General features: G+C 31.8%; 26 protein-coding genes, 1 other RNA gene and 1 pseudogene. 12 read left to right on the top strand and 16 right to left on the bottom strand.

Annotated features, from left to right (window positions below; translation table 11 throughout):
* The 9 genes from A9G40_RS02120 to A9G40_RS02080 form a co-directional block, all read right to left on the bottom strand.
* A partial coding sequence (locus A9G40_RS02120; protein ID WP_065581694.1) for a hypothetical protein occupies window positions 1-1,089 on the bottom strand: 1,089 nt, incomplete at its 3' end.
* Window positions 1,082-1,303, bottom strand: a complete 222-nt coding sequence (locus tag A9G40_RS02115) for an ABC-three component system middle component 7 (RefSeq protein ID WP_065581693.1) — start codon at window positions 1,301-1,303, stop codon at window positions 1,082-1,084. The genes A9G40_RS02120 and A9G40_RS02115, both read right to left, overlap by 8 nt.
* Window positions 1,303-2,076: an ABC-three component system protein gene (locus A9G40_RS02110; protein WP_065581692.1), complete on the bottom strand. Its 774-nt coding sequence runs from the start codon at window positions 2,074-2,076 to the stop codon at window positions 1,303-1,305. The genes A9G40_RS02115 and A9G40_RS02110 overlap by 1 nt, the downstream gene beginning before the upstream one ends.
* 210 nt (window positions 2,077-2,286) lie before the next feature.
* Window positions 2,287-3,927, bottom strand: coding sequence for a DUF927 domain-containing protein (locus A9G40_RS02105; protein ID WP_065581691.1), 1,641 nt, complete (start codon window positions 3,925-3,927; stop codon window positions 2,287-2,289).
* Between the two features lie 177 nt (window positions 3,928-4,104).
* A complete protein-coding gene (locus A9G40_RS02100; RefSeq protein WP_141675162.1) occupies window positions 4,105-4,872 on the bottom strand; it encodes a hypothetical protein in 768 nt (255 codons plus the stop codon).
* Between the two features lie 108 nt (window positions 4,873-4,980).
* Entirely contained in the window at window positions 4,981-5,205 is a 225-nt protein-coding gene (locus tag A9G40_RS02095; protein WP_065581689.1) for a helix-turn-helix transcriptional regulator, read from the bottom strand.
* Window positions 5,198-5,509, bottom strand: a complete 312-nt coding sequence (locus A9G40_RS02090; RefSeq protein ID WP_065581688.1) for a hypothetical protein — start codon at window positions 5,507-5,509, stop codon at window positions 5,198-5,200. Before A9G40_RS02090 ends, A9G40_RS02095 begins: the two co-directional genes overlap by 8 nt.
* Before the next feature lie 313 nt (window positions 5,510-5,822).
* Complete coding sequence (locus tag A9G40_RS02085) at window positions 5,823-6,281, bottom strand: JAB domain-containing protein (RefSeq protein WP_065581687.1); 459 nt, start codon at window positions 6,279-6,281, stop codon at window positions 5,823-5,825.
* Window positions 6,278-6,802 carry a hypothetical protein gene (locus tag A9G40_RS02080; protein WP_065581686.1) on the bottom strand — a complete coding sequence of 175 codons (525 nt, stop codon included), beginning with the start codon at window positions 6,800-6,802 and terminating at the stop codon, window positions 6,278-6,280. The genes A9G40_RS02085 and A9G40_RS02080 overlap by 4 nt, the downstream gene beginning before the upstream one ends.
* Before the next feature lie 238 nt (window positions 6,803-7,040).
* Here A9G40_RS02080 and A9G40_RS02075 point away from each other — a divergent pair, with 238 nt between their 5' ends.
* Window positions 7,041-7,436 (top strand): hypothetical protein, encoded by a 396-nt coding sequence (locus A9G40_RS02075; RefSeq protein ID WP_065581685.1) that lies wholly within the window; start codon window positions 7,041-7,043, stop codon window positions 7,434-7,436.
* A gap of 13 nt (window positions 7,437-7,449) precedes the next feature.
* Here the strand turns inward: A9G40_RS02075 and A9G40_RS02070 are convergent, their stop codons facing one another.
* Window positions 7,450-7,833 carry a helix-turn-helix domain-containing protein gene (locus A9G40_RS02070; RefSeq protein ID WP_065581684.1) on the bottom strand — a complete coding sequence of 128 codons (384 nt, stop codon included), beginning with the start codon at window positions 7,831-7,833 and terminating at the stop codon, window positions 7,450-7,452.
* A 172-nt stretch (window positions 7,834-8,005) separates the two neighbouring features.
* Here A9G40_RS02070 and A9G40_RS02065 point away from each other — a divergent pair, with 172 nt between their 5' ends.
* The 6 genes and pseudogenes from A9G40_RS02065 to A9G40_RS14130 all read left to right on the top strand — a co-directional run.
* Window positions 8,006-8,728, top strand: a complete 723-nt coding sequence (locus A9G40_RS02065) for an outer membrane protein (protein ID WP_065581683.1) — start codon at window positions 8,006-8,008, stop codon at window positions 8,726-8,728.
* 151 nt (window positions 8,729-8,879) lie between these two features.
* Window positions 8,880-9,269, top strand: coding sequence for a hypothetical protein (locus A9G40_RS02060; protein WP_141675161.1), 390 nt, complete (start codon window positions 8,880-8,882; stop codon window positions 9,267-9,269).
* Between the two features lie 24 nt (window positions 9,270-9,293).
* Entirely contained in the window at window positions 9,294-9,614 is a 321-nt protein-coding gene (locus tag A9G40_RS02055) for a hypothetical protein (RefSeq protein ID WP_065581681.1), read from the top strand.
* Window positions 9,615-9,687: 73 nt separating this feature from the next.
* On the top strand, window positions 9,688-10,356 hold the full coding sequence (locus tag A9G40_RS02050; protein ID WP_065581680.1) for a hypothetical protein: 669 nt from the start codon (window positions 9,688-9,690) through the stop codon (window positions 10,354-10,356).
* Window positions 10,357-10,949: 593 nt separating this feature from the next.
* Window positions 10,950-11,675, top strand: coding sequence for an IS30 family transposase (locus A9G40_RS02040; RefSeq protein WP_065581678.1), 726 nt, complete (start codon window positions 10,950-10,952; stop codon window positions 11,673-11,675).
* A 206-nt stretch (window positions 11,676-11,881) separates the two neighbouring features.
* Window positions 11,882-12,079, top strand: a pseudogene (locus A9G40_RS14130) (outer membrane protein); the annotation flags it as partial.
* A gap of 62 nt (window positions 12,080-12,141) precedes the next feature.
* Here the strand turns inward: A9G40_RS14130 and A9G40_RS02035 are convergent.
* The 3 genes from A9G40_RS02035 to ssrA form a co-directional block, all read right to left on the bottom strand.
* Complete coding sequence (locus A9G40_RS02035; RefSeq protein WP_065581677.1) at window positions 12,142-13,002, bottom strand: DUF6216 family protein; 861 nt, start codon at window positions 13,000-13,002, stop codon at window positions 12,142-12,144.
* Between the two features lie 55 nt (window positions 13,003-13,057).
* Window positions 13,058-14,293 (bottom strand): integrase domain-containing protein, encoded by a 1,236-nt coding sequence (locus A9G40_RS02030; protein ID WP_065581676.1) that lies wholly within the window; start codon window positions 14,291-14,293, stop codon window positions 13,058-13,060.
* A gap of 174 nt (window positions 14,294-14,467) precedes the next feature.
* Window positions 14,468-14,832: a transfer-messenger RNA gene (gene ssrA / locus A9G40_RS02025) on the bottom strand.
* A 724-nt stretch (window positions 14,833-15,556) separates the two neighbouring features.
* On the opposite strand from ssrA, the gene A9G40_RS02020 reads away from it, so the two are divergent.
* On the top strand, window positions 15,557-16,453 hold the full coding sequence (locus tag A9G40_RS02020; RefSeq protein ID WP_065581675.1) for a DMT family transporter: 897 nt from the start codon (window positions 15,557-15,559) through the stop codon (window positions 16,451-16,453).
* An 87-nt stretch (window positions 16,454-16,540) separates the two neighbouring features.
* Here A9G40_RS02020 and A9G40_RS02015 read toward each other — a convergent pair whose 3' ends face one another.
* The gene (locus A9G40_RS02015; protein WP_065581674.1) at window positions 16,541-17,095 is read right to left on the bottom strand and encodes an AcvB/VirJ family lysyl-phosphatidylglycerol hydrolase; all 555 of its coding nucleotides are present in this window, start codon (window positions 17,093-17,095) and stop codon (window positions 16,541-16,543) included.
* A gap of 150 nt (window positions 17,096-17,245) precedes the next feature.
* Entirely contained in the window at window positions 17,246-17,380 is a 135-nt protein-coding gene (locus A9G40_RS15420) for a hypothetical protein (RefSeq protein WP_255307288.1), read from the bottom strand.
* 725 nt (window positions 17,381-18,105) lie between these two features.
* On the opposite strand from A9G40_RS15420, the gene A9G40_RS02010 reads away from it, so the two are divergent.
* The 4 genes from A9G40_RS02010 to A9G40_RS01995 all read left to right on the top strand — a co-directional run bounded on the left by A9G40_RS02010 (window position 18,106) and on the right by A9G40_RS01995 (window position 23,267).
* Complete coding sequence (locus tag A9G40_RS02010; RefSeq protein WP_065581673.1) at window positions 18,106-19,482, top strand: hypothetical protein; 1,377 nt, start codon at window positions 18,106-18,108, stop codon at window positions 19,480-19,482.
* A gap of 113 nt (window positions 19,483-19,595) precedes the next feature.
* A complete protein-coding gene (locus A9G40_RS02005) occupies window positions 19,596-21,095 on the top strand; it encodes a hypothetical protein (protein WP_065581672.1) in 1,500 nt (499 codons plus the stop codon).
* A gap of 85 nt (window positions 21,096-21,180) precedes the next feature.
* Complete coding sequence (locus A9G40_RS02000; RefSeq protein WP_065581671.1) at window positions 21,181-22,581, top strand: hypothetical protein; 1,401 nt, start codon at window positions 21,181-21,183, stop codon at window positions 22,579-22,581.
* A 17-nt stretch (window positions 22,582-22,598) separates the two neighbouring features.
* A complete protein-coding gene (locus A9G40_RS01995; RefSeq protein WP_065581705.1) occupies window positions 22,599-23,267 on the top strand; it encodes an HD domain-containing protein in 669 nt (222 codons plus the stop codon).
* Between the two features lie 139 nt (window positions 23,268-23,406).
* Here A9G40_RS01995 and A9G40_RS01990 read toward each other — a convergent pair whose 3' ends face one another.
* Window positions 23,407-24,330 (bottom strand): AEC family transporter, encoded by a 924-nt coding sequence (locus A9G40_RS01990; RefSeq protein WP_065566946.1) that lies wholly within the window; start codon window positions 24,328-24,330, stop codon window positions 23,407-23,409.
* Window positions 24,331-24,342: the final 12 nt, after the last annotated feature.

The following is a 24,342-nucleotide window of genomic DNA, read 5'->3' as shown; positions in this document are numbered from 1 at the left end:
AATCTTTAGAGTTTTTTGTTCCTGATCTGACTCTAGAAGAGTATCCAATAAAATACTATTTTTATTATCTAACTCAATGTTTTTTTTGAGTTTAGAGTCAATGCTATCTATTTGACTATTTATAACATCTAAATCCTTTGACAATTTTGCTTTATCAAGCTTCAATTGTTCATTTAATATAGTCGCTATACCATTATGAAATTTATCAATCTTATTTAACTTATCAATATTAATTGAAGGGATTAATTCAATTATAGCGGCTAATGCGCTAGCATCTTTCCCTTTTTTTAACATATTACTTTCTATTCTATGTAAGCTTACTTTTGTTTTCTGTAATAATTTTAATAGCTTTTCTTTTTCTACCATCAAATTATAATTGTCATCATTTAAAATTTTATATATATCAGTTATATTTAAACTCAATGTCTCTTTCAAATTACTTATTTTAGAATTTAAGGCTTCAATAGTAATTCTATTTTTTTCGAATTGTTTTCTTGTTATTTTTTTAACGGAACCTGAATTGAATGTCCCATTAATATCCATTCTATTTTTTTCTTTAGTTTTTTTATTACTTTCTAACAGCTCTATTTTTTTGTACTCATCAAAAAATTTGAGTAATCTTTTCTTGATTAGTGACCAAGATTCTTTTGCAACAATATGTAATGGTTCTTTCTCATTATAGTTATTTCTTTGATAAATACGGAAAAATGCACTCACACACTCACGAAAACTTAGTTCAAGTTTATCCAAACCGTACATCACTTGTAAGAAATTTCTATACTTTTCAATTGGCCAAATTTCATTTTCCTCTAGACATAATACATTATCAGGCTTATTAGTATTTCTGATAAATGAGTAAATTTTGTCGAACTTAAATGTTATTTTTACATCAAAATGACCTGTATTTTTTATAACATCGTCACACTTTTCTGGAAAATCATCCCCAGCAAATGCAAAATCGATAAGCATTAAAACTGAAGATTTTCCTATTGAATTATGAGCATCATCGGCACCTATAAGTGTATTTAATCCTTCTTTAAATAGTAAAGAAGTTTTAGTTAATTTCTCGCATTCTATTGACTTAAGCAATTGTAATTACCTCATTATCTGAATCTAACTTGATTTTTCCTAAAACAAATAGAACATCTAATGCTTGAATAAAATCAGGTATATCAATTAAATATTTATTTGTAATATTATATAACTCAAGAGGACTCATATTATTTTCAATAAAAGGTAATATTTTTGTAGCTTTAAATAAACTACTTTCAGATGCTTTTATAGTTTTATTTGGTAATATCATTATGAAAATATCTCACAGTTTTGTATAAAAAAAGACACTAAAATTTCAGCTTTGGTCAATACCTTTATTTTAGTTTTCACCATAAACCAATTACACATATTTACGTAAATTTCATCTTGATTTAGCTCTTTCATTTTTAATGCAAGATAGTAACTCTTTACTTGTTGAAAAATAAAATCAGTGCTGACTTTATTTTCTAGTTCTAAAATTTTGAATGTTTCTTTTATAGGTGTGTAATACATTTTTATGTATGCTTCTGTTTTAATTCTATTTGGTAAACAAAATGTGTCGTTTGTTTTATTTGATAGAGATAAGGCATCTAAACTAAGTTGTGTATTCTGTATATCATCAGTGTTTAGTTCACTTATTTTTTCAGCGATAATAGAAATATCTTGATGTAAACTTTGATTATTCCATATATCTTCAACTTCCTTTATTTTAATAATTTCTTTTTTTATAGCTACGAGTTGACGATAATCATCCACTGTCTTATTTGTATCATATTTTTTATGGCAAATCTTACACAATGTTATCAAGTTATCTTCACTATCAATCTCTTGTGTTATTTTTTCTTCATTTAATAACAGCTGTTTTTCTTTCTCAGTAGGATTGAGTGGGTAAATATGAGCAACATCAAAAACCCGAATATTCAATTTCTTAGTCTTTTTCACTATCAATGAACAATTGCATAGAGGGCAGCGGCTTTGAACCTCTGAAAGCAAGTACATTTTTGAAGTATCATTAACATTTCCTCTATCTGTTTTTTTTGTCAATTAACTCACCTTAATTCAATACAACAAACATGAAAACGATTTTGGTAATTATAACTATCAGGTTATACAAGATTATTACAAATAATAGGTTCATGGTAATTAATAATTGTGGATAAGTCTAATAATTTTAATGATATAACTATAAAATCACTCTAGAACAATCTCTTACTAATAAAAATATCAGCAAAAGATTGTTTAATCTATTATTAATTAAATTTTAATACAATACCGCCTCTCAATCGCTCTACTAATCTTGGAACCTTTCAGTTTATAACGAATTTGTCTTGTATACTTTAGATTACCTCGTGAATCTTTTTGTGTTAATAAAATGCCTTTATCTAGCAAAGATCTAAGAAAACCATTAACATCTTGTTCACCACATATTTGTTGTAAGTACTTCTTGGTAATGGCTAAAACGGATTGATTGTTAACCTTGCATTGAACCATATCAAACGATTTGATATCTTTTTCAGTATACTTGCCACTACTTTTAAGTAAATCAACATAAACTTGTTTTTTTAGATTACTTAAAACGTCTTGATAATGTTGTTCATACTCAGGTGTTCTTTGTGAATAGTAATAGCATTTAGTTACACCACTCAATATATCCTTTCTTTTAAATGGCAACACGTCATATTCAATAGCAAGGCATCCAGCCGCATATACAAGAGCAAATTTATCAGCTATCCTCACTTCAATACCATTGTTTAAATCAACTTTGATCTTCTTCTTGAAATAAGCAATTCGTTTAGTAATGAAATCAACAACATTAACTTTAGCTTTATTAAGATCTTCTATTAAGCTACCTAAGAAATGATACTTAGGATTACCGAAGTAACGCTTACAATTTGACTCTAAATGCTGTACAAACTCAGATGTAGATTGAAACTCATCAGGTAAGCTTTCTAATATTCCGTATTGTTTACTAATTTTTGCAGGTATATCAATCACGCGAACTTTTTCGCCATTAAGCTTCTCAGATCCACCTTCAAGAGCATATTGTTGTAAACTTTTTTCACCATTACTTAACATAAAAGCTCTCCACTCAGCTGTTCTTTCTTGATAACGTTTTGCTTTAACTTTTCCTTTGCCATTAGCAAAAACATAAATTGCTTTTTGAAGTCGGCTTGCTCTCTGTTTTGCAGTGTCAGCAATAGTTTGAGCATCGTCTAAAATCAATAAAGAATCATTATTTCTTTCGGATAACTCTTCCATTCCTGTTTCTGTAACATTCCACTTTTCATTATTTGAATAGTGACCAAGAACAGATGCTGCTACATATGTCATGATGCTTTTGCCTAAAGAACTACGACCATAAATATGAAATCCCCCATTTTCAATAGAAGTCAACGAGCAAATTATTCCAGTAAACGGCAAGCATATAGAAAGCATCAATAAAGAGCTATGATAAGCATATTGCGCAACATTTTGTTGCCATTCTTTCAACGAACCTTGTTTAACTTTATTAACGGGTGGAAAAAATACACTTGGATGTAATAAAGGTCCATATTGCCCTTTAACTTGACCGATTACTTTACCGCCAATATCAAGATAATTACGACCAACAAAACCAGGACGATAACTTAATAAAATATTACTATCAGTGATAGAACTCAGTTCCAAGCTTACTTTTTTCCAGTAATCAGAGGTATTATCAGAAGGGTTATTGAAAACATAACCATTAGAAATAAAATCATTCTTAAGTTTTCTTGGATCGCAGGCTAACTCTGCCTCAATCAATCGTCTACGTGGTGTTGATGAACCTGAGATAGAATGTTCTACATATACATAAGCTTTATTTGATAGCTCGGAAACAACCGTTCTGCCCAAACAACGTATATAGTTTTTCATAATAATTTCCTTATATTTATGTGATTGGGTGATTCAATCACCCAATCACATAAATAAATAATTAAAATATGTTATACATATAGCTATTAAAATTAAGTAGTGTTGTAAGCTAAGAATGCTCAAACTACTACTTTAAATAGCTCAACTCTACGTATTAATGTAATGATTAAGATGTAATTAACTTTTTCTATTTAAATTTTTAGTAAAATTAGGTAAACGAATACCATATTTAAATATCAAGTTATTAAAGCCAAAACGATCAAATTTCACTAAAGCAATAACCTTTTGTTCACCTTTTAATGATATTTTTCTTGTGTAACGTTTACCTTTATATACATAAGAAATCACCATTTGAGGCATAAACTTAAACAAATAACTAATCTGCTTAATAGGGTTACTTAGTTTTTGAACTAAAATGGGACGTTTTCTAACACCGTTTCTTATTGAATGTTTGTTGATATTACGAGCAACAGTTCGTAAGTATTCAATTGTTTCAGTGTTGTCTGGTATGATTAGATGGAAATGAGGTAACCAAGCATTGATATCCTGATGATAATCAAGCTCAAAACAACCAATAATCTGAGAATTTATACCTATATTTCGGATTCGATGGTAAAAATTATTCTGATATTTTTTAAGATTAAAATATTTTAAATCATCATCAATTAAGTAATTATAATCAATAATTGTAACCATCAAATAGTTTGAATTACTAAAATAATCCTTCAAATAAGTTAATATACTTAATCGTATCTCCCGTTTACATATATGACACGAAGGGCTACAACAAGGCTCTGTTGGATAACAGGACTTTAGCTTATTAAGTAATTTATACCTTATTTTGGAATAAGGTAATGATTTTTTATGGAGAAATTTTAGCGTGTTCGCTTTATTTTCTTTAGCTGTAAGAATAGACTCGAAATTCGAGCCTTGATTCTTTTTCATAATTTATGTATCCTATAAAGGTGAGTAAATAGGCTTTATTCCTATTCACATTATTGATATTAGTAGTTGTATATTTTGTTGCGCCAACAACAAAATATACACATAAAGCTACTGAATTTCGTTTGTTAGATTTGAGATTGGCTTGACTTTGCAACGAGTAAGCCAATCTTCAATTTCTTCCAGCTTAAATGCAATTCGCCTTTCACCTAGTTTATAAACATGAAATTCCCCCTTATTAGCTAATGACATTAAAGTATTTCTACAAAGTTGTGTCATTTCTTGTAATTCCGACATAGTAATAAGCCTACTAATGATAGATTCATCATTAATCATTTTTTTCTAATTCCTCCTTTTGTTTATTGATACGAGTAGATCCTAAGCGGGCCCAATTTTTTAGTGATTCATTTTTGACAAAAACAAAATTGTCATCGAAATCTAAAAAACCTAGCCATCCATATTTAGTCATTTCAAAGAATAATTTTTTTTCAAAATTGTCAGGGAGCTGATTTAGATCTGCAGCTTTTTTTATGCTACTTCGTGTGATTCTAAATCGGCTTATTTCTTTATCATTATCTTTATTGTAATCATCTCTAGATGCCAAAAGAGTTTTTACAACTAATTTAACAGTTTTTTTCATTTATTAATGACCTCATGTGGTTATTACTTGATTGCAAATTATTATAGAGAATATACATGTAAAGTCAAATTATTTTTATATATGGAATGTTATTTATGTCCATGTAGTGATTTATTTTGATTTTCAGCTTATTGGAAAGTGTGGTTTATAATGAACTAAAATAATTTTTTCTATCTTCTTAGCGAAAAGTAATAAAATATAAAGTGAGGCATTGCAAGTTTTAAACATATACTAGATGGAATTTGTGATGAGATTAGATTAAATGTATCGAGGATATAAATCTAATTTGACAATTTAATACACTCAAATAGCATTAATAGTATCCATTTTCTTTCAGTGAAAGAAAATTATGCTTAGCAACTATAAAATGATCTAAAACTGTAACATCTATTAGGGATAAAACTTGTTCTATTTTGTGTGTAAGTTGAATGTCTTGCTGGCTTGGTTTGCATTCACCACTAGGGTGGTTATGAACTAAGATAACTGATGTAGCATTGTAAATAAGTGTTTGTTTAGCTATTTCTCTAGGATAAACACTTGTTTCATTTATAGTTCCTCTAAAAAGTTCTTCAAATTTGATAACTTGATTTTGCTGATTTAAATATAAAACCCCAAATACTTCATATTCATATAGCCCAAAGTTTAATACAAAATAGTCGGTTACATCCTTTGGTGAAGAAATTTTCTTACCTTTATTCATATGGTTGGCAATTATTTTTTTAGCTTGATTAATAATTATAACTTCATCTAATGATATTGTTGTTATAGTCATGTTTCACGCTCAAAAAAATAGATATCATCTAAACCTAACTGATAACAATTTTGTGTATTATTAATTGAAAATGAGCTTAGACGAGCTTTATTAAAGTTTGAACTATCAAGAAAATGGATGAAATGCTTATCAATATGGCAGACAACACTCCAATGATATTGAGTACCGATGATAACTGAAGTTGATTGACCATCTTTTTTGTTAAGAAATTGATTTATTTCCTTAAACAGTTGAGTTTTTTTTATGTGAAATTTAGAACGATAAGGCATACTTATTTGTATTGGATAATGTTGCCTATAATAACCTTTTGCTAAAACAGACTCAATTAAACTATCCATTTCAACATTACTCATTCCTGTATCAACTAAATCAATAAGATTATGTTGATGATGAAACTCATTAACCAACTTAAGATACAATAGCTTACGTTTTATTTTACCTTTATAAAGGTAGGAAATCATATTCACTAAACTGTAAATACCACAAAAATTATCTAAGTCCCCTTGTTTGGATGGTTTCATCTATTATTCATTTTGTTATGTTTTTATAATGATAATTATAACAAAAAAACAATAAAAAGTAAATTTTATTAAATTAAATCAGATAGTTAATTTACTTGATTAATTGTTTTTTAAGTTGTAATTTATTTAACCATTCCATTATTTCATATTCTTATAAACTTAACTTGGCAAAACTAAAACAATATTTTGTGTTTACATAATTATTATATAACCAACTCAAGCCCCAAAAGGAGTGTATATGAACTCGCAATTTAAACATAAAAAATCTAACTGTAATAAGCTATCTAATCATCTTTCTGATCTTTTTAATAAACTGATTAATAATAACCCACAAGCTTGTGAAACAAATGAAATAGCACAAGGTTTTGGTGAATTTGGTTTAAGTATTACTAATCCTATTCCTGTTAATAGCATACAGGGAATTGAAGATTACTTATCTCATCTACGTTTAGATAATGGTACAAAAATAAGTTGGAAAAGGATAGGAAGTACTGGTGCTGATAATATTAGTAATATTATTGATATATATGAAATCATGACTTATAAAGGTGAAACAATTACTGATTTGTATATATCACCCTATCATTTAAAAACGTCTAACAAAGCTCCAAAGGGATTTAAAATCTTAAAATAAAAACTTATTTTTATTACATTGTATCAATCAAAATAATAATTGCCCGTTTTTGTTCAACTGATAACATATCCCAACGTTGTAATAAACGGGTTTTTAGATCATTTTGTGTAGAATAATATCCCGTTTTTTTTTCACTTACTTTGTTGGAACTATTAAAGATATAACTTTGTTCTTCATCAATAAGAAACCAACTTATTGGTGTATTTAATTTATGTGCAATTTTAGTTAAATGATCCAGATTAATTTTATTAATCCCTCTTTCGTAGCGAGATAATTGCTGAGTTGATAACTCAACTTGTTCAGATAACTCAGCTATAGTTAAATTATTTTCTTTTCTACAGTGTTGTATGCGCTTTCCTACTTTTTTATCTATATCAGATACAGGTACTTTTGCCATTAATTGTTTTACTCATAACTAAAATTTAAATTGGTATTTATTGTCGAGATGTTAGTCTTTTTATTAAATATCTTTTATTGATATAAAATTAAATAAAAAAATCTATTATTGATGCTTTTGCGTTTTTAATTTATACTTTTAAAAGTCAATTTCGGCAAAATAAGGAATAAAAATGAAGAAATCGTTAATTACAATAGCTTTTTTAACAAGTATAAGTAGCTTTTCTTATGCAGAAACATCAGGCCTTTATATTAATGGTCAAATAGGTGCAAGTTGGCTAAAAGCAAAAAGCATAGAGCATCACTTTAATGAGGACGATATAAATCCTAGTCATTTAAGATTTGGATCTCAAAATAAGACAGTTCTTAGTGGTGGTGTAGGAATTGGATATAACTTTAAACCTCAATTTAGTATCCCTATTCGCACTGAATTGATGTTTACTAAACGTGGTAATTTAAATAAAAATACCAATTTGCGAAATGTGTCATATATCGATGACGATGGAGATGCGCAAACTGCTAATTACTATTTACGCATAAAAACACGTATGAATACATTAATGTTAAATACCTATTATGATATTGATACAGGAACTGATTTCACACCTTATGCATCACTAGGTGTTGGTACTGCATTTTTGAAATATGAACGAACAGGACTGGTAAAAGGCGGAGACAACGAGGATGCCGATACTGATTCCAAAAGCAAAACTCGCTTTGCCTACTCTGCAGGTATTGGGGCTTCTTATAAAATAACGGACAATTGGTCTACAGATTTACAGGCTCGATATACTTACGGAGGAAAAGTAAGTGTATCAACTAATGATAATAGCTCAAATTCATCATTAAAACTTAGCACAACTGATTTAACAATTGGTGTTCGTTATTCATTTTAGCAAAGAAAAGGGCAATATAGCCCTTTTATAGAAAAAACATTATGTATTTCTTATTTTTTAGTGAATTTTGTAGGAGTAACGATATATACAATTCAGCCCTTGATAAAGGATACATTATCGTGGCATTAATTTTAACCTAGAGTTCACTTTTTTGGACGCAGTATGTAGTAAAAAAGAACAAAAAACGACCAGAAATGGATTGATTATATTAAAAATGTTATTTGATTCAGGAGAAATGATGAAAAAATATTTATTTACGTTATTAGGCTGTTTTTTATTAACTGGTTGTGGAGATGAAATGCCACCAAAATGTGATAGTAAGGATGCAGAAAATATATTAAAAGAAATTTACACAAGAGAAGGTTTTAAAAAGCCGACTATTGTTAATCAAAAAACACTCCGTACTGATAATGATAATAAACAGTATCTATGTCAGGCATATTTACAAGAAGCAACTTTAATGAAGTCAGGCTCGTTTAAATATTCTATTACTTGGCAAGATAAACAACAAAAAATATTTTATGTCCAATTAATCGATTAATAAAGTTTTATAAGGAATTGTCAAATGTCCATTCTACAAAAAATAAAATCACAACAAGACAAAAGTAAAGAAGCTCATAAAAAATTCATACAAGGAGAATATGGATTGACCAAAACTTTTTGGCTATATTGGTTTCTTCCTGTTGCTTTTATAACTATTGCAGATTCCATTTTTCCCACAAGTAAAAATGGATTAATAACAAATGTAATGATAATTTTTTGGTCAGGTATTACCTTGTTTGCAATTCACAATGTAAAAGTAACAGATAAAAAATTGTGGAAAAATATTTCGTTGGGTTTTGTTGCTTTCATTACAATAACTAGAATTTTTATTTTAATTTCATAATAATACACTTTGAAAAGTCCCTCTAAAAATAAAATTTGGGGGTGCTTTTATTCGTTAACGACGAGAACACATCATGAAAAAACGCACTCTGTTTTTAGTTATTTTTTTATTCTCTTTTATAAATATTGCAGTTGCATCGCAACAAAAAATTCAATTATACAAAGAGTTGAATTATGGCATGAGTAAAAATGACGTATTAAATAAATATCAACTTGAATCAAATCCTCAAAATAATTCTGAATTATATGGTTATAACCAAAAATTTTTAGATTTCGAATGGGACATGTTATTAACTTTTGATAGTGATGAAAAATTGGAATCAGTATACTTAGAAACAAAATTCGATGAGAATGCTAATAAATTTACTTCACTAATGTCGGCATTAGGAAAAAACTTTTCAGCTGTTTATATAGCAAATGATGACAAAAATATTGACCTTTTTTATATTGTTAAGACTAAAGGTAATATTGTATGCCAAAAAATAGTTGAAGATTTTATGATGGAAAGTTTCGATAGCTCATCTTCATTGAATATTATTAACATTAACAACGAATCACTACAACAAACGCTTAAAACGGCTAATTCATATATTGATTTACTACAAAAAAGTCCATTAAATACTCGTCAAGCAGAAATAATCATACAGTCTTACGAGGATGGAAGTTTTACTCTAGCGGTCGATTTTAGTGCTCCTAAAATGTTGATACAAAAGATGCAAAATAAAACCTATGAACAGTTTTAGTAAAAACTGACTAATAAACTATTAAAATACTCAGTTAATAATGAGCGTTGTTTTAATTCTGCTTATTATTCCAATCCCATGTTTTGCTACAATTCAACAAAAACCTATAACATTGGAAAGTGAATCTAGTTATCTGTTCTGGGAAATATTAGCTACCGCTTTAGCGATAGCTATTTATGGTTCCTTCAAGAGTAACAGACGTGAGATAACCGTTTTTACAAACTACACTGACATTGTATTTGTTTTCGCTTCTATTTTTATACTGCTTATTGTGTTTATTATCATGCGTTGGGTAAATTCTTCTCTCAACATAAGTTATTGGGTTTTTAGCATAATCTTTATTACTTTTTTAATTGCAATAATTAAAGTTACCTTTTTATACAACAACGGTAACATACTAAATTTTTTATTGGAACTGTATACAAAAATGTTTATTCCATTTGTATTTGTTGTATGCATAATTATTGCATTTATTTTATCGCCGGTATTACCTGGATTCAAACATGAAGTGCAATTTTAGACACGGTGGAGTGAAGAAAGTAGAAAGGTGATTTATACTAGCCCCTTCGCACCACCACAGTTTGGAGATTGCTATGTATTATAATCACCTTTCTAGGAAGGAAAGATACCAGATTTTTGTATTATTACAAGCTGGAAAGAATAAAAAAGAGATAGCGCAGCTACTCAATAGACATCCTTATCAAGCCTATCAAGCACATGAGGCGGTGACACTCGCACGGAAAAGGCGAAAAAACAGCGGTAATGGTAAGGCAATAGAGTATTCGGTATGGCGTCAAGTTGAAAAATACCTCATGCTTTATTACAGCCCAGAGCAGATTGCTGCACGTTTAAAGAAAATCAGCGTCCAATCAATCTATAACTACCTTTATCAAAATAAAGCGCGCTATGAACAATTCAAACCTTATCTAAGGCGAAAAGGCAAAGCTTATCGGCATTGCAAGGCACCGAGTATTAAAGAAGGAGACCGCCGATATAAACGGTCAATTAAACAACGTCCAAGTTATGTAGAAAGTCGGAAAACGCAAGGACATTGGGAGGGCGATACCATTATTAGCCGTAAAGACAAGCAAGCATTGTTGACGTTAGTTGAGCGCAAAACTGGACTAGTACTCATTGGACGCCTTAATCAACGCACCGCCTTCGAAACGAGAGATATGATAATAAAATTGCTAACGCCGTTTAAAAAGATGGTTAAAAGCATCACCTTTGATAATGGGATGGAATTTAATTATCATCATGCGATTGAGCATTATTTAAATACTAGCGTATACTTTGCGGAGCCTTATAAAAGCTGGTAAAGAGGCACAAATGAAAACACCAATGGCTTAATACGTCAGTTTATACCTAAGCCAGCGGCCATTTCATTAGTTGACGACGAACAGATAAAGAAAATTCAATATCTATTAAACTCTTGCCCAAGAAAATGGCATAAGTTTAAAAGCCCTACCTCCTTTTATTCGAAGGAGTTAAGACAAATTGCACTTCATGGTGGAATCTAGGAGATTCTAAAAACAAAACTCGTTTTGCTTATGCAGCAGGTTTGGGGGCTGCATATAAAATTACAGACAATTGGTCGGCCGACGTTATTGCACGTTATACTAATGGCGGTAAAATAAGCGTCAACACTACTGATAATAACGCTAAATCAGAGTTAAAACTAAGTACAACTGATTTAATGGCTGGGGTTCGTTATAGTTTTTAAGACTAAAATAGTAAGGTGATTTTTTAAATCACCTTGATAGCTCAGCACTAAGATGAATTTGATTATTTACTCCATTTTTTTGTTCTATGCCTCTTTATTTGTAACCTTAAATCTCTAACATAAAAAACTTGAGATAAAAAAGTAAAAATATATAAAAAATACACAAGAATTAATACACAGTTAAAACCGAAAAATATCCTTTGTTCCTTAACTATATTCGATATTTTGTCTTTTGATTCTTTATTAGCAAAATGCTCACAAATATTTCTCGCCAAAGTCTTGGGTAAATTCATTTCCGTTGACCACTTTTCTGCATTAAATTCTTTTGTATTACACATAGATGGGGTTAAGTCCCAGTTAGTATTAGTAAACGGAATCAAAGAAATTTGTGAACTCCTTGCGTAGCTATCTGACACCCAAAACCAGGGGCTATTTTCTCCAACTTTTATCAATGCAGCAGAAGTAACAACAAAATTTAAACAAAAAAGAGCTATAAAAAATAAAGCCAAATCACCAATAATTAAAGCTGATAATTTCCCAGACCTAATCTTTTTAAATGATAGTTTGTTTATGTCAAAAAGACTTTTAATTTTAATCACTTGGATAGCTGATATTCCATTTCTTTTCAGCCATTTTAGATATTTTTCGATCTGTCGTTCAGTATTGGCAGAAACATGATATAAAGCATTAAAGTGAGCAATATCTATGTTATTATTATGAAATTCTTTCCATTGCTCATTAAAAAATTCAGAATTTTTTTTCCCTAATAAGATCCCCCATAATCGATCTTTTAAAAAAATAACTATTTTCCATTTTAAAGATAAATAAATAACCAATAATATAACAATCACTATCTCTATATATTTAAATATTGGAGCCTCAATAAAAACATTAATAGAATTAAAAAATTGATTATAATCCATTTTGATTCTCTTATTTTATATAATACAGTTTGATTTGATTAACACATATAAAATATTATAAATTGACCAGTATTGTTGATTGTTTATTAGTCAATCTAGCCTTCTCGATAAAATTTCCCCACCATTGCATCATTTCAATTCTTTGTTCAAGGTAAATGGCTCGATTATAAGCTCGGCGAACCTCATTTTTATCAACATGAGCAAGAGCCGCTTCTATTACATCAGGAGGAAAACCATTCTCATTAAGTGCTGTAGATGCAATAGAACGGAATCCATGAGCAACTAATCGACCAGCAAAACCTATCCGTTTAATTACAGCATTAACAGTCTGACTGTTCATTGGTTTATTATGAGGTGATTTCATACTAGGGAAAACATATTCGCGATGCCCACTAATGGGTTTCATGATTTGCAAAATATCAATTGCTTGAGAGGATAAAGGAATTATATGTTCTCGCCCCATTTTCATTCTTTCAGCTGGTATAATCCAACAATTATTGTTGAGATCAATTTCACACCATTTTGTTCCTGTTGCTTCCGTTGGTCTTGTCATTGTATAAAGTTGCCAAAATAATAAGCACCAAGTCTGCTTTTCTATATTTGCGGTACTCAATGCACTTAACAATTCAGGCAATTGTTCAGGTCGTAGTGCTGGCATATTTTTTACAACAGGATTAGCAAATGCCGCTGTGATTTTGGATGCTGGATTAGCATCTATCAAACCAACATTAACCGCATAATACATAACCTCATTAATTCGTTGGCATATTCGTCGAATAGATTCTAGCTTTCCTTGTTGTTTAATTGGTTCAAGAGCATTTATAAAGTCTCTTGCTTTAATTTCAGTGATAGCAATACTACCTATATAAGGTAGTACATGTAATTCTAAAGAACGCCAAATATCTTTTAATGTATCAGCTTTTAAATTAGATGAAGATTTTAATTTAAACCAATCAGTAGCAACCTTTTCAAAAGTATTATTCTGCTCATCTCTAAGTTGTTTTAGTTGATCTTTTTTATATTGTTGAGGATCTATTCCTTTGGCAAGTAGTTGTCTTGCTTCATCTCTTTTTAGTCTAGCATCAGCTAAACTAATCTCAGGGTATGATCCAAAACTCACAAGAGCTCTTACTTTAGATGTGGGACGGTAATAATTAAAACGCCAAATCTTTGTACCTATTGACTTAACGAGTAAATACAAACCATTCCCATCAGATAAAGTGTAATCTTTTTCTAACGACTTGGCAGTCCTGATTTTAGTATCTGTGAGTGGGGTAGTTATACGTGCCATAGTTATATATTTATAGTTATACGTGATGTTGTGTTTTTAGCGTATAACTAATTATATAACTAAAACTATTGATTGTCACTGAATTAACATAATACTTATTGACATAAAAACGCTATAAAACATTTGAATTATAGTGAATTAATGATGGTTGGTGAATTTTAATGAACAGTATGATGGTGGAGCTGGCGGGAGTTGAACCCGCGTCCGAAATTTCTACATCCTTGGTACTACATGCGTAGTTTGTTTTTAAATTTCATCAACCCGCTGCGAACAAACACGCTACTGATTGACTAGCTTGATTAAGTTTAATGATTCCGCCCCAAGCAAGGCTTCCACACGATCTCGTTTAGGTTTGACTCCTCTTGATCCCCGTCCTACGAGCGGAGGCTAGGGAGAGAAGGCTCTATGCAGGTTATTAAGCTGCTAGTGCGTAGTTTTCGTCGTTTGCGACTATTTTTTTGCGGTTTATTTACGAGGCCTACCGCACCTCGGCATGCACCTTGGGTTTCGCAAATCCCGTCGAATCCAGAATCAGCCCCAAATGTGGTTAGTATAAATATAATATCTAGGCATTATAGGCGAATTCAAGTACGAATACAAGTTAGCTTGCTTCTAGGTTAATTTTGCGTTGCTGTATATCGTTATTTCTATAATTATATTAAGCATTTGTAGCATTCTTTTGTAAAAAAGCTTCAGAGAAATAGATGCTTTAGTATAAGAATAAATTTTATGAACGTTAAAAGTAAGAATATTAACCAATCAATTATGTAACAGCTTAATAAAATAAATGGGTAATATTGTGAATAATTATTTTATTTCTAAAAATAATTATTGTTAAATAACAAAAAGTTATTTGTCATTTTGTTAAATATTAAAAAATATATGAAATTAAATTGAACTTTTCTCTAATTAATTTGTCTATATTAACAGATTACGTTTTTCATTTTTTGCCCTCCACTCGAGTTTTCGAGTGGATTTTTTTTGCCTGATATTTCTTCCATTTGCATATTTTGTAAAATCCTTTCTTTTTTATTTATTAATAACTACTTACTTTAGTTTTTTTGCTTATTTTGTTTAAAATAATTTGTAATAATGCGTATAAAAAGCTAGTATTGCTAAAATTTTCATTATTCAAATAGCGCCTTTTCTTTCGTTATCAACGTTTTCTCATAAATTGTTTTAAATACTACTATTTTTAATAAAAGATTGAGCAATGAGCTGTACTTTGGTTGCGAAATCGTTATGTGAGCAGAGAGAATTATTATGTTATTTTCAAAAAGGACACAAGGACACTTAATTGCCTTAATGACAGTGTTTCTTTGGGGAACAACATTTATCGCAACTAAGATATTATTAATTGATTTTAAACCGGTTGAGATCTTGTTTTTTCGATTTGGACTTGGTTATCTAACTCTTTGGATATTATCGCCACGTTTTTTGGCTTGGCAGGGCGTTAAGCAAGAGTGTATGTTTTTATCCGCCGGGCTTTGTGGGGTAACTTGTTACTTTTTGTGTGAAAATATTGCATTAACTTACACAACGGCGTCTAATGCTGGGGTGATTACCACGTTAGCACCAATATTTACTGCAATATTATCGATATTCTTTTTGAAGACCGAAACACCACCTAAACGTTTTTATATGGGGTGTTTATTTGCAATTGTTGGTGTTGCATTAATTAGTTTTAATGGGCAGTTTGTGCTTTCGCTCAATCCCCTTGGTGATCTGCTTGTTATGTTAGCGTGTTTGTTTTGGGCTTGTTATTCAATTTTAGTAAAAAAGAGTAGTAATTATGGTTACAATACAATTTTATTAACAAGACGATTCTTTTTTTATGGTTTGATATTGATGCTTCCTGTATTGCCACTCTTTGATTTTCAATGGAATTTATCACGTTTTACCAATACTGTTAACCTTTGTAATTTTTTATTTTTGGGTGTTGGTGCCTCGGCTATTTGCTTTGCATCTTGGAATTATGCCGTTAAATTAGTGGGTGCGGTTAAAATTAGTATTTATTTATATTTGGTTCCGATTCTTACTATTATCGCTGCTGTTGTGATTTTGCATGAGCCGTTTACTTGGATTGCCGCTATTGGGACATTGTTTACGCTTTGTGGCGTGTTATTATCAGAAGGCAAAATCAGCGTAAAAAGAAAATAAGCCGTTTTTGCTAAATTGAATATGAACAGGCACATTATCGCCTGTTTGATCATTTTTTAAAACATTTTGGTATCATGAATCGAATGGCTACATTCTTTTATCAATGGCATCCATGATAATTTTACCCAAATGTTCATAATTTTCATCGAAATGGTGCCCACTGGGTAATCTAAATGTTTCTCCTTTCATTTCTGGTTGTAAGCATCCAGTATCATTTATTTCTTCTTCACCATATATACAAAATAGTTTGCTGGCAGGGATGTTATTGATTTCTGGAGCTGTTTTCATTTCATGACCCGATTGACCAAGCCAACCACTGATTTCAATTTCAAAATTAGCATTTTTAGAAAATGCAATCATTACAAGTGCTTGAACACTTTTTTGATCTTCAGTTGATAAGCGATTATAAAGAGCAGGTAGAATATTCCCCCGCCGAATAAATATCCAGCAAGAATAAACTTCGCTATTCCCCATGTTTCGTGGTACTTTTGCATCAAAATCATATATTAGGCAAGCAAATTGTCCAACAAAATAGTTGAAATAACCTTGTGTCTTTATTAGTTTTTTTGGGTAATTGATGGTAATACAAAAAAGCAAGCAGTAAAGCTTAAAGACAAAATACAGTCCCTGCCCGTCAGCCATATACCATTTTTTGATATATGAAGCGCTAGCATTATTGTTTGTTGTGCGTGGATTAATGCGGCAATTGTTGCGAATAAAGATAAAGAACAACCTAATGATAACGTCACAAAAAGTGACATTCTGGCCACATCTATGGCGGTTAAGCCTTGTTTAAAATAAAGGCGGCATCGCACCACCCGATAATGCTGATAATCCGATTGCATTACCGATAGCTGAGGCACAAATTCCGCCCAGTACAATATTGCGGGTTTCAATTTGACGCCCGTATAACGTGCAGCTGACCATCCGTAGCAGATAAACACGAAAATAAAATTGTAGACATAGAAAGGTGATGAATAGCTCTTTTTAGCTCATTAACATTGATTGCCTTAAGTAAGTGCCAACACACAATCAGTGCTATAAAAAAAAATAGATAGGCCAAATAGTAGAGCTATAAACTGGCGATAACGGGTGAAGTATTCTATTAACTGCCAAGGCAAACTTTACGCATTGATATTTTCACTTACTCAACTCCAATATTTGCTTTGATAATATTTTGATTCGTGCATTTTACCTTTCCATTTTAGAGAAAACAATCCAAAGAAAATAAAAAAATATAAAAAAACATTAATTATTAGATTTTTTATTATTAAAAGGGTGCGTTTGCTTTGTATAAAAAAGATTATGTTGCGATAAAAACAGCTTGTACTTTATATTATCACGTTATTACATACATTTTTGAAGTAATTCGTTATTTGTTTTCATATTTTGCAGCAGTATAATATGTTTAAATATTGTACTAAAAATAAAGTTATATGTTACACTGGGTAGATAAATAATTAACCATTTGCGATAATAAATAACTCTTTTAATCTAACAATGAATTGCATAATAAGAATATGGAAAACGATAATATCACAATAAAAAATAAGAAAAAATGTAATAAAAAAAACAAAAATTTGTTATTTAAACAATGGGCATCGAGGTATTTTATCCATTTTCATGAGACTAGAATATATTGGTGTAATAATTTGTATTTAAAACTCACAAATAACCTGATCACTTTTAAATCAATTTTACCTTTTTGTTGTTTAATGGGGATTAGCTATTCTTTATTTGCTGTGTTACCTAATGTTGAACCTGCAAAAACTGCAAAAGCAATACAAGGTTCGGCGCCTTATTTAACATTTGATGGTGGGCAAACTCAATCGTGGGATACGGATAGATTTTTAAATATCGAGCTACCTGATGGTAAGGTGCTAACCCCAAAAAACAATCCCTCATCTAAAGCTAATCCGATATCATTGCCACGTGATGGTATAAAACTTAGTGATATTAAAACGCTTATTCCATCGGGTCAAAGTGCTATTTCAATGACCGATTTGCTCAATAATAATGGTTTTTGGGCGGATAAAGATGGCGATGGTGATATTACCGCAACGGGGAATTTAACCATTACTGGTCGAGATGCCAATGGTACTGAAATGGGATTAGATGATACCTTTCAGGATTGTTATGCGCCATATAGTATAACAATGCATAGTGATAATAGCATTTTATCAACAGCTTATGGCGAACCAAAGTCGACTCCGATAGGGGCTAATCGCGCCACTTATTATCTAAATCCGCCTAAAGGCGCTTGTACTTATTCTGTAAAACCTAGCCTTTATCTGAGTAATAGTCATAAAGGTAATTGGGGTGGGCCGAATTATTCAGGGCCACCAAGCGAGTGGGATGATGCAAAAGGCTTTAAACGTCAAGATCTGAATAACCCTGCATCAAACTTCCCTACAACCGGAATGAATGGGTTATTTTTTGAGATGGATATGATTGATAGCTTAGGTAGTGAAATGGCGTTTGATAAATCGCCGTCTACTTCTGGTATTGATTTAAATATAACGGGCAATGGCAGTATTGCTAAGATTCGATTAGTCGGTCCTAAAGATGGTGCTAACGCAACCGAGGCAGCAACAGCCGTACCCACTACTTTTATATTATATTCTGATAGCGCCAAAACCAATAAAGTATACAGCTTTACGATTCAAAAATGGTTTATCGCAAGGAAAGATTATGCAGGTGTAAGTCAGTATGCTGACGCTAAACAATATTGCGAGCAGTTAGGGTATCAAGTACCTATCGTTAACCAACTGACTAATGCTAATTCCCGATATTGGAATCAAGGCTTAGCGGGTCAAGGTAACAACTACCAACGTCGTATTGGTGGTGGGCTTTTAGCTGAGTGGGGGGCTGTGTCTGATTACCGATATCCTGGTAGCAATATGGCTAGCAATTATACTTATTGGACTCAAAATACATATCAAGCCGAACGCCTCTATAACCTTGTGGTATATTCTACGAGTGGAGCCACTGATACTAGAACGTATGGAAGAACAGTTTGTGTAAATTAGTGATATACAGTTATGAATAATTAAATAAACCAGCAACAGCGAGGTATATTTTATAAAAATAATTATACTCGTGTTTTGTATTTATGTGGATGTCTATGTAAAGGAATAGTAACATGAACTCAAAAAAGCAACTGGCTTTAATAAAAAAGAATAAAATAAAACCATTTAGACAGTTAAACTATCTTTTTTCGTTTTTTTATGAGGATAAACAGTACTTGCTTTGTGATTTGTATTTAAAATTCATAAATAACCTAATCACCTTTAAATCAATTTTACCTTTTTGTTGTTTAATGGGGATTAGCTATTCTTTATTTGCTGTGTTACCTAATGTTGAACCTGCAAAAACTGCAAAAGCAATACAAGGTTCGGCGCCTTATTTAACGTTTGATGGTGGGCAAACCCAATCATGGGATACGGATAGATTTTTAGATATTGAGCTACCTGATGGTAAGGTGCTAACCCCAAAAAACAATCCCTCATCTAAAGCCAATCCGATACCATTGCTACGTGATGGTATAAAACTTAGTGATATTAAAACGCTTATTCCATCGGGTCAAAGCGCTATTTCAATGACCGATTTGCTGAATAATAATGGTTTTTGGGCTGATAAAGATGGTGATGGCGATATTACCGCAACGGGGAATTTAACCATTATTGGTCGAGATGCCAATGGTACCGAAATGGGATTAGATGATACTTTTCAGGATTGTAATGCGCCCTACAGTGTAACAATGCATAGTGATAATAGTATTTTATCAACGGCTTATGGCTACCCAAATTCCACTCGGATAGGGGCTAATAGCGCCACCTATTACCTAAATCCACCCAAAGGCGCTTGTACTTATTCTGCCAAGCCTAACTTATATTTAAGTAATAGTCGCAAACATAATTGGGGTGGGTCGAATTATTCAGGGCCACCGAGCGAATGGGACGATGCAAAAGGCTTTAAACGTCAAGATTTAAATAATCCGGCATCAAACTTTCCAACCATGGGGGCGTATGGACTATTTTTTACCATGGATATGGTTGATAGCTTAGGCAGTGAGATGACATTTGACAAGTCACCAGCCACATCGGGTATTGATTTAACTATAACGGGCAATGGTAGCATTGCCAAGATTCGATTAGTCGGACCCAAAGAGGGGGCTAGCGCTGCCGAAGCAGTAACCGCAGTACCAACGACCTTTATCTTATATTCCGATAAAGCCAAAACCAATAAAGTATATAGTTTTACCATCAAAAAATGGTTTATCGCAAGAAAGGATTATAGCGGTAGCAATCGTAGCTATGCTCAGGCAGAACAATATTGTAATCAGTTAGGCTATCAAATACCTACAGTTGATCAACTGACTAATGCTAATTCTCAATATTGGAATCAAGGTTTAGCAGGTCAGAGGAATAATTATCAACGCCGTATTGGTGGGGGATTATTGGCAGAATGGGGAGAAATTTATGAATCTGCTAACAGCTACCCTGGTAGTAATTTCAAAAGTAATGAGGTTTATTGGACTCAAAATACATATCAAGGCAATGAACTTTATAATCTTTTAATATACAGCAATATGGGGTCAGTTGGCATTTGGACGTCTGGAAATACAGTTTGTGTTAATTAAATTAACGACATAATAAGCAATCAATATATCGTTATATTAAATTTTTATGGGTTTAGATTATACGAGTATGGAGGATAGTTCGTTGATGTTGCAAAAAAAGGTCATTACTTTTAAATCCATTTTATTTTTGTATTGTTGTATAGGCATTAATCATCCTTTATTTGCTGTGTTACCTAATGTTGAACCTGCAAAAACTGCAAAAGCAATACAAGGTTCGGCGCCTTATTTAACATTTGATGGTGGGCAAACTCAATCGTGGGATACGGATAGATTTTTAAATATCGAGCTACCTGATGGTAAAGTGCTAACCCCAAAAAACAATCCCTCATCTATAGCTAATCCGATATCATTGCCACGTGATGGTATAAAACTTAGTGATATTAAAACGCTTATTCCATCGGGTCAAAACGCTATTTCAATGACCGATTTGCTGAATAATAATGGTTTTTGGGCGGATAAAGATGGCGATGGTGATATTACCGCAACGGGTAATTTAACCATTACAGGTCGAGATGCCAATGGTACTGAAATGGGATTAGATGATACCTTTCAGGATTGCTATGCGCCATATAGTATCCAAATGTTTCATGATAGTTTTACCTTATCAACAGCTTATGGCTACCCTAATTCAACTCCGATGGTGTACAGTAATAATGTTATATATTATCTAAACCCACCTAAAGGTGCTTGTACTTATTCTGCCAAGCCTAACTTATATTTAAGCGATAGCCGCAAAGGTAATTGGGATGGGGCGAATTATTCAGGACCACCAAGCGAGTGGGATGATGCAAAAGGTTTTAAACGTCAAGACTTAAATAATCCGGCATCAAACTTTCCAACCATGGGGGCATATGGACTATTTTTTACCATGGATATGGTTGATAGCTTAGGCAGTGAGATGGCGTTTGATAAGTCACCGGCTACATCGGGCATTGATTTAAATATAACAGGCAATGGCAGCATTGCCAATATTCGGTTAGTTGGACCCAAAGAGGGGGCTAGCGCTGCCGAGGCAGCAACCGCAGTACCGACGACCTTTATCTTATATTCCGATAAAGCCAAAACGAATAAAGTATATAGTTTTACCATTAAAAAATGGTTTATCGTAAGAAAGAATGATAATGGTATTAGTCATAGTTATGCTCAGGCTGAACAATACTGTAATCAGTTAGGCTATCAAATACCTACAGTTAATCAACTGACTAATGCTAATTCTCAATATTGGAATCAAGGTTTAGCAGGTCAAGGTAATAACTACCAACGCCGTATTGGTGGAGGGCTATTTTCAGAATGGGGAGAAACTTATGACTCTGTTAATATTAACTATGGCTACCCTGGTAGTAATTTCGCAAGTCATCGGGCTTATTGGACGAAAAACACATATAAACCTCCTTACGAACCCCTTATAAATCTTCAAGTACACTCTAATAAGGGAATGGTTAGTACTTGGGGTTACACGAGTTATGGCACGGTATGTGTAAATTAAAATTTCGCTATAATATTATGAATAATAAAACAAATAAGCATAAGCAGAGTGTTATTCAAGCCATACAAGCTTTTGTTAAACAAAAATTAGCTAATGACTTTTCGGGGCATGATATGGCGCATATTGAGCGAGTAGTGAGATTGGCCGAGCAGATTTTACAGCATGAACCAAAAGCGAATGCGTTTATTGTGATTGTGAGTGCTTATTTGCATGACGTGATTGATGAAAAAGTCGTTGCTGATGTAAATCAAGCTGTAATTGAGTTGCGTGATTATTTAATATTACAGGCGTTAACCGATAACGAAATTAAAATGATCTTTGACATTATTGAAAATATGTCATATCGAAAAAATCTTAATCAAAAAAAAGAATTATCATTAGAAGGGCAAATTGTACAAGATGCCGATCGCTTAGACGCATTGGGTGCAATTGGCATTGGACGCACTTTTTATTATGGTGGTAATAAGCATAATATTATGTACGATCCAAATATTTCCCCCCGAATAACGTTGGATGAAGATAATTATAAAAGACCTAATACAGTTATTAATCACTTTTATGAAAAACTTTTGTTGCTTAAAGATATGATGAATACCCAAACAGCTAAAAAATTAGCTGAGCCAAGGCATCAATTTTTAGTTCAGTTTGTCGAACAATTCGAAAAAGAATGGACGGGTAAGGAATAATTGCCCGCTATTCTATTGATTAAACAATAAGTAGGTTGTTGATAATGCTTTTAACTAGTCTAAAACCGCGTTTAGGCTTTTTTAAACTATTTAAAGGCTGGATTTACTAAGTTTGCTTGGTAAAGATTGGTAACGGCGCTTAAAAAGGTATTGGCGCGCCAACAAGTGTTAGTACAATAGGTAAAGTGATTAAGCTTAATAATGTGCTAACTAAGGTTGCGCTTGATACCAGTTCTGGGCGAGTATCAAATTGTACAGACATTAATGTGGTATTGGCAGCACTTGGCATTGCAGCTAATACAATTAATACTTGCTTATAAATTGGTAAAATAGGCATAAAATAAACTATACCACATGCAACCAAAGGTGAAATAACCATGCGGGTTAGCAATGAAAACAACAATTTTGGGTAATCAAGTTGTTTGATCTTTATTTTGGCTAGTTGCATTCCCAAAATAATCATAATCACAACAATTGAAGAATCACCAATCATAGCAATGGATGTCATTATTGATTTAGATAAAGGAATATGGCACAACTGAAAAATAATACCTAACAATGCCCCATAAGCAACTGGCATGCGAATAACTTTATTAATAACATCTTTTTGACTAACAATATCATTATGAGCACTGCCCTTTGCAGCGTAATAAATACCGACTGTGCTCATTACAAATTGTTGTAACACCATCATAATTACACCAAGATCAAATCCCACCGAACCAAAAAAAACCAAAAGTACAGGTGTACCGTAGTTGCCATTATTCATAAAGCATGCACTTAAAATCATAGCGCAACGCTCTTTAACTGAATATTTCATGAACAGCGACCAAATTGAGATGATAATGACTAATAAAAAACACAAGCCAAAAATATAACCAATATAAAATAGATAATCGGTAGTTAACGTATGGGTATAAAACGTTTTAAATGCCAAAAAGGGAGAAAGCACATAAAGTGACATTTTTGAAAGGTTGGCTACATCAAGTTTTAGTGCTTTTTGAGCGATGAATCCAACAATAAAAATACAAAAAATAGGAAATAAAATAATAAAAAATTGCATAAGCGATATCTT

Source organism: Gilliamella sp. Nev3-1, assembly GCF_001690435.1.
Classification (GTDB): domain Bacteria; phylum Pseudomonadota; class Gammaproteobacteria; order Enterobacterales; family Orbaceae; genus Gilliamella; species Gilliamella apicola_C.
The sequence above is the reverse complement of the archived record's forward strand: the minus strand, read 5'-3'. Positions and strand labels throughout refer to the sequence as shown.

Bases quoted from the DNA above. Each gene is read 5' to 3' on its own strand.
- A9G40_RS02105 (WP_065581691.1), bottom strand. From the start codon at position 3,927: ATGAAAAACTATATACGTTGTTTGGGCAGAACGGTTGTTTCCGAGCTA.
- A9G40_RS02005 (WP_065581672.1), top strand. From the start codon at position 19,596: ATGAACTCAAAAAAGCAACTGGCTTTAATAAAAAAGAATAAAATAAAA.
- A9G40_RS02000 (WP_065581671.1), top strand. From the start codon at position 21,181: ATGTTGCAAAAAAAGGTCATTACTTTTAAATCCATTTTATTTTTGTAT.
- A9G40_RS02115 (WP_065581693.1), bottom strand. From the start codon at position 1,303: ATGATATTACCAAATAAAACTATAAAAGCATCTGAAAGTAGTTTATTT.
- A9G40_RS02075 (WP_065581685.1), top strand. From the start codon at position 7,041: ATGAACTCGCAATTTAAACATAAAAAATCTAACTGTAATAAGCTATCT.
- A9G40_RS02100 (WP_141675162.1), bottom strand. From the start codon at position 4,872: ATGAAAAAGAATCAAGGCTCGAATTTCGAGTCTATTCTTACAGCTAAA.
- A9G40_RS02095 (WP_065581689.1), bottom strand. From the start codon at position 5,205: ATGATTAATGATGAATCTATCATTAGTAGGCTTATTACTATGTCGGAA.
- A9G40_RS01990 (WP_065566946.1), bottom strand. From the start codon at position 24,330: ATGCAATTTTTTATTATTTTATTTCCTATTTTTTGTATTTTTATTGTT.
- A9G40_RS02050 (WP_065581680.1), top strand. From the start codon at position 9,688: ATGAAAAAACGCACTCTGTTTTTAGTTATTTTTTTATTCTCTTTTATA.
- A9G40_RS02020 (WP_065581675.1), top strand. From the start codon at position 15,557: ATGTTATTTTCAAAAAGGACACAAGGACACTTAATTGCCTTAATGACA.
- A9G40_RS02040 (WP_065581678.1), top strand. From the start codon at position 10,950: ATGTATTATAATCACCTTTCTAGGAAGGAAAGATACCAGATTTTTGTA.
- A9G40_RS02085 (WP_065581687.1), bottom strand. From the start codon at position 6,281: ATGACTATAACAACAATATCATTAGATGAAGTTATAATTATTAATCAA.
- A9G40_RS01995 (WP_065581705.1), top strand. From the start codon at position 22,599: ATGAATAATAAAACAAATAAGCATAAGCAGAGTGTTATTCAAGCCATA.
- A9G40_RS02090 (WP_065581688.1), bottom strand. From the start codon at position 5,509: ATGAAAAAAACTGTTAAATTAGTTGTAAAAACTCTTTTGGCATCTAGA.
- A9G40_RS15420 (WP_255307288.1), bottom strand. From the start codon at position 17,380: ATGGTCAGCTGCACGTTATACGGGCGTCAAATTGAAACCCGCAATATT.
- A9G40_RS02055 (WP_065581681.1), top strand. From the start codon at position 9,294: ATGTCCATTCTACAAAAAATAAAATCACAACAAGACAAAAGTAAAGAA.
- A9G40_RS02070 (WP_065581684.1), bottom strand. From the start codon at position 7,833: ATGGCAAAAGTACCTGTATCTGATATAGATAAAAAAGTAGGAAAGCGC.
- A9G40_RS02035 (WP_065581677.1), bottom strand. From the start codon at position 13,002: ATGGATTATAATCAATTTTTTAATTCTATTAATGTTTTTATTGAGGCT.
- A9G40_RS02030 (WP_065581676.1), bottom strand. From the start codon at position 14,293: ATGGCACGTATAACTACCCCACTCACAGATACTAAAATCAGGACTGCC.
- A9G40_RS02015 (WP_065581674.1), bottom strand. From the start codon at position 17,095: ATGGCTGACGGGCAGGGACTGTATTTTGTCTTTAAGCTTTACTGCTTG.
- A9G40_RS02065 (WP_065581683.1), top strand. From the start codon at position 8,006: ATGAAGAAATCGTTAATTACAATAGCTTTTTTAACAAGTATAAGTAGC.
- A9G40_RS02080 (WP_065581686.1), bottom strand. From the start codon at position 6,802: ATGAAACCATCCAAACAAGGGGACTTAGATAATTTTTGTGGTATTTAC.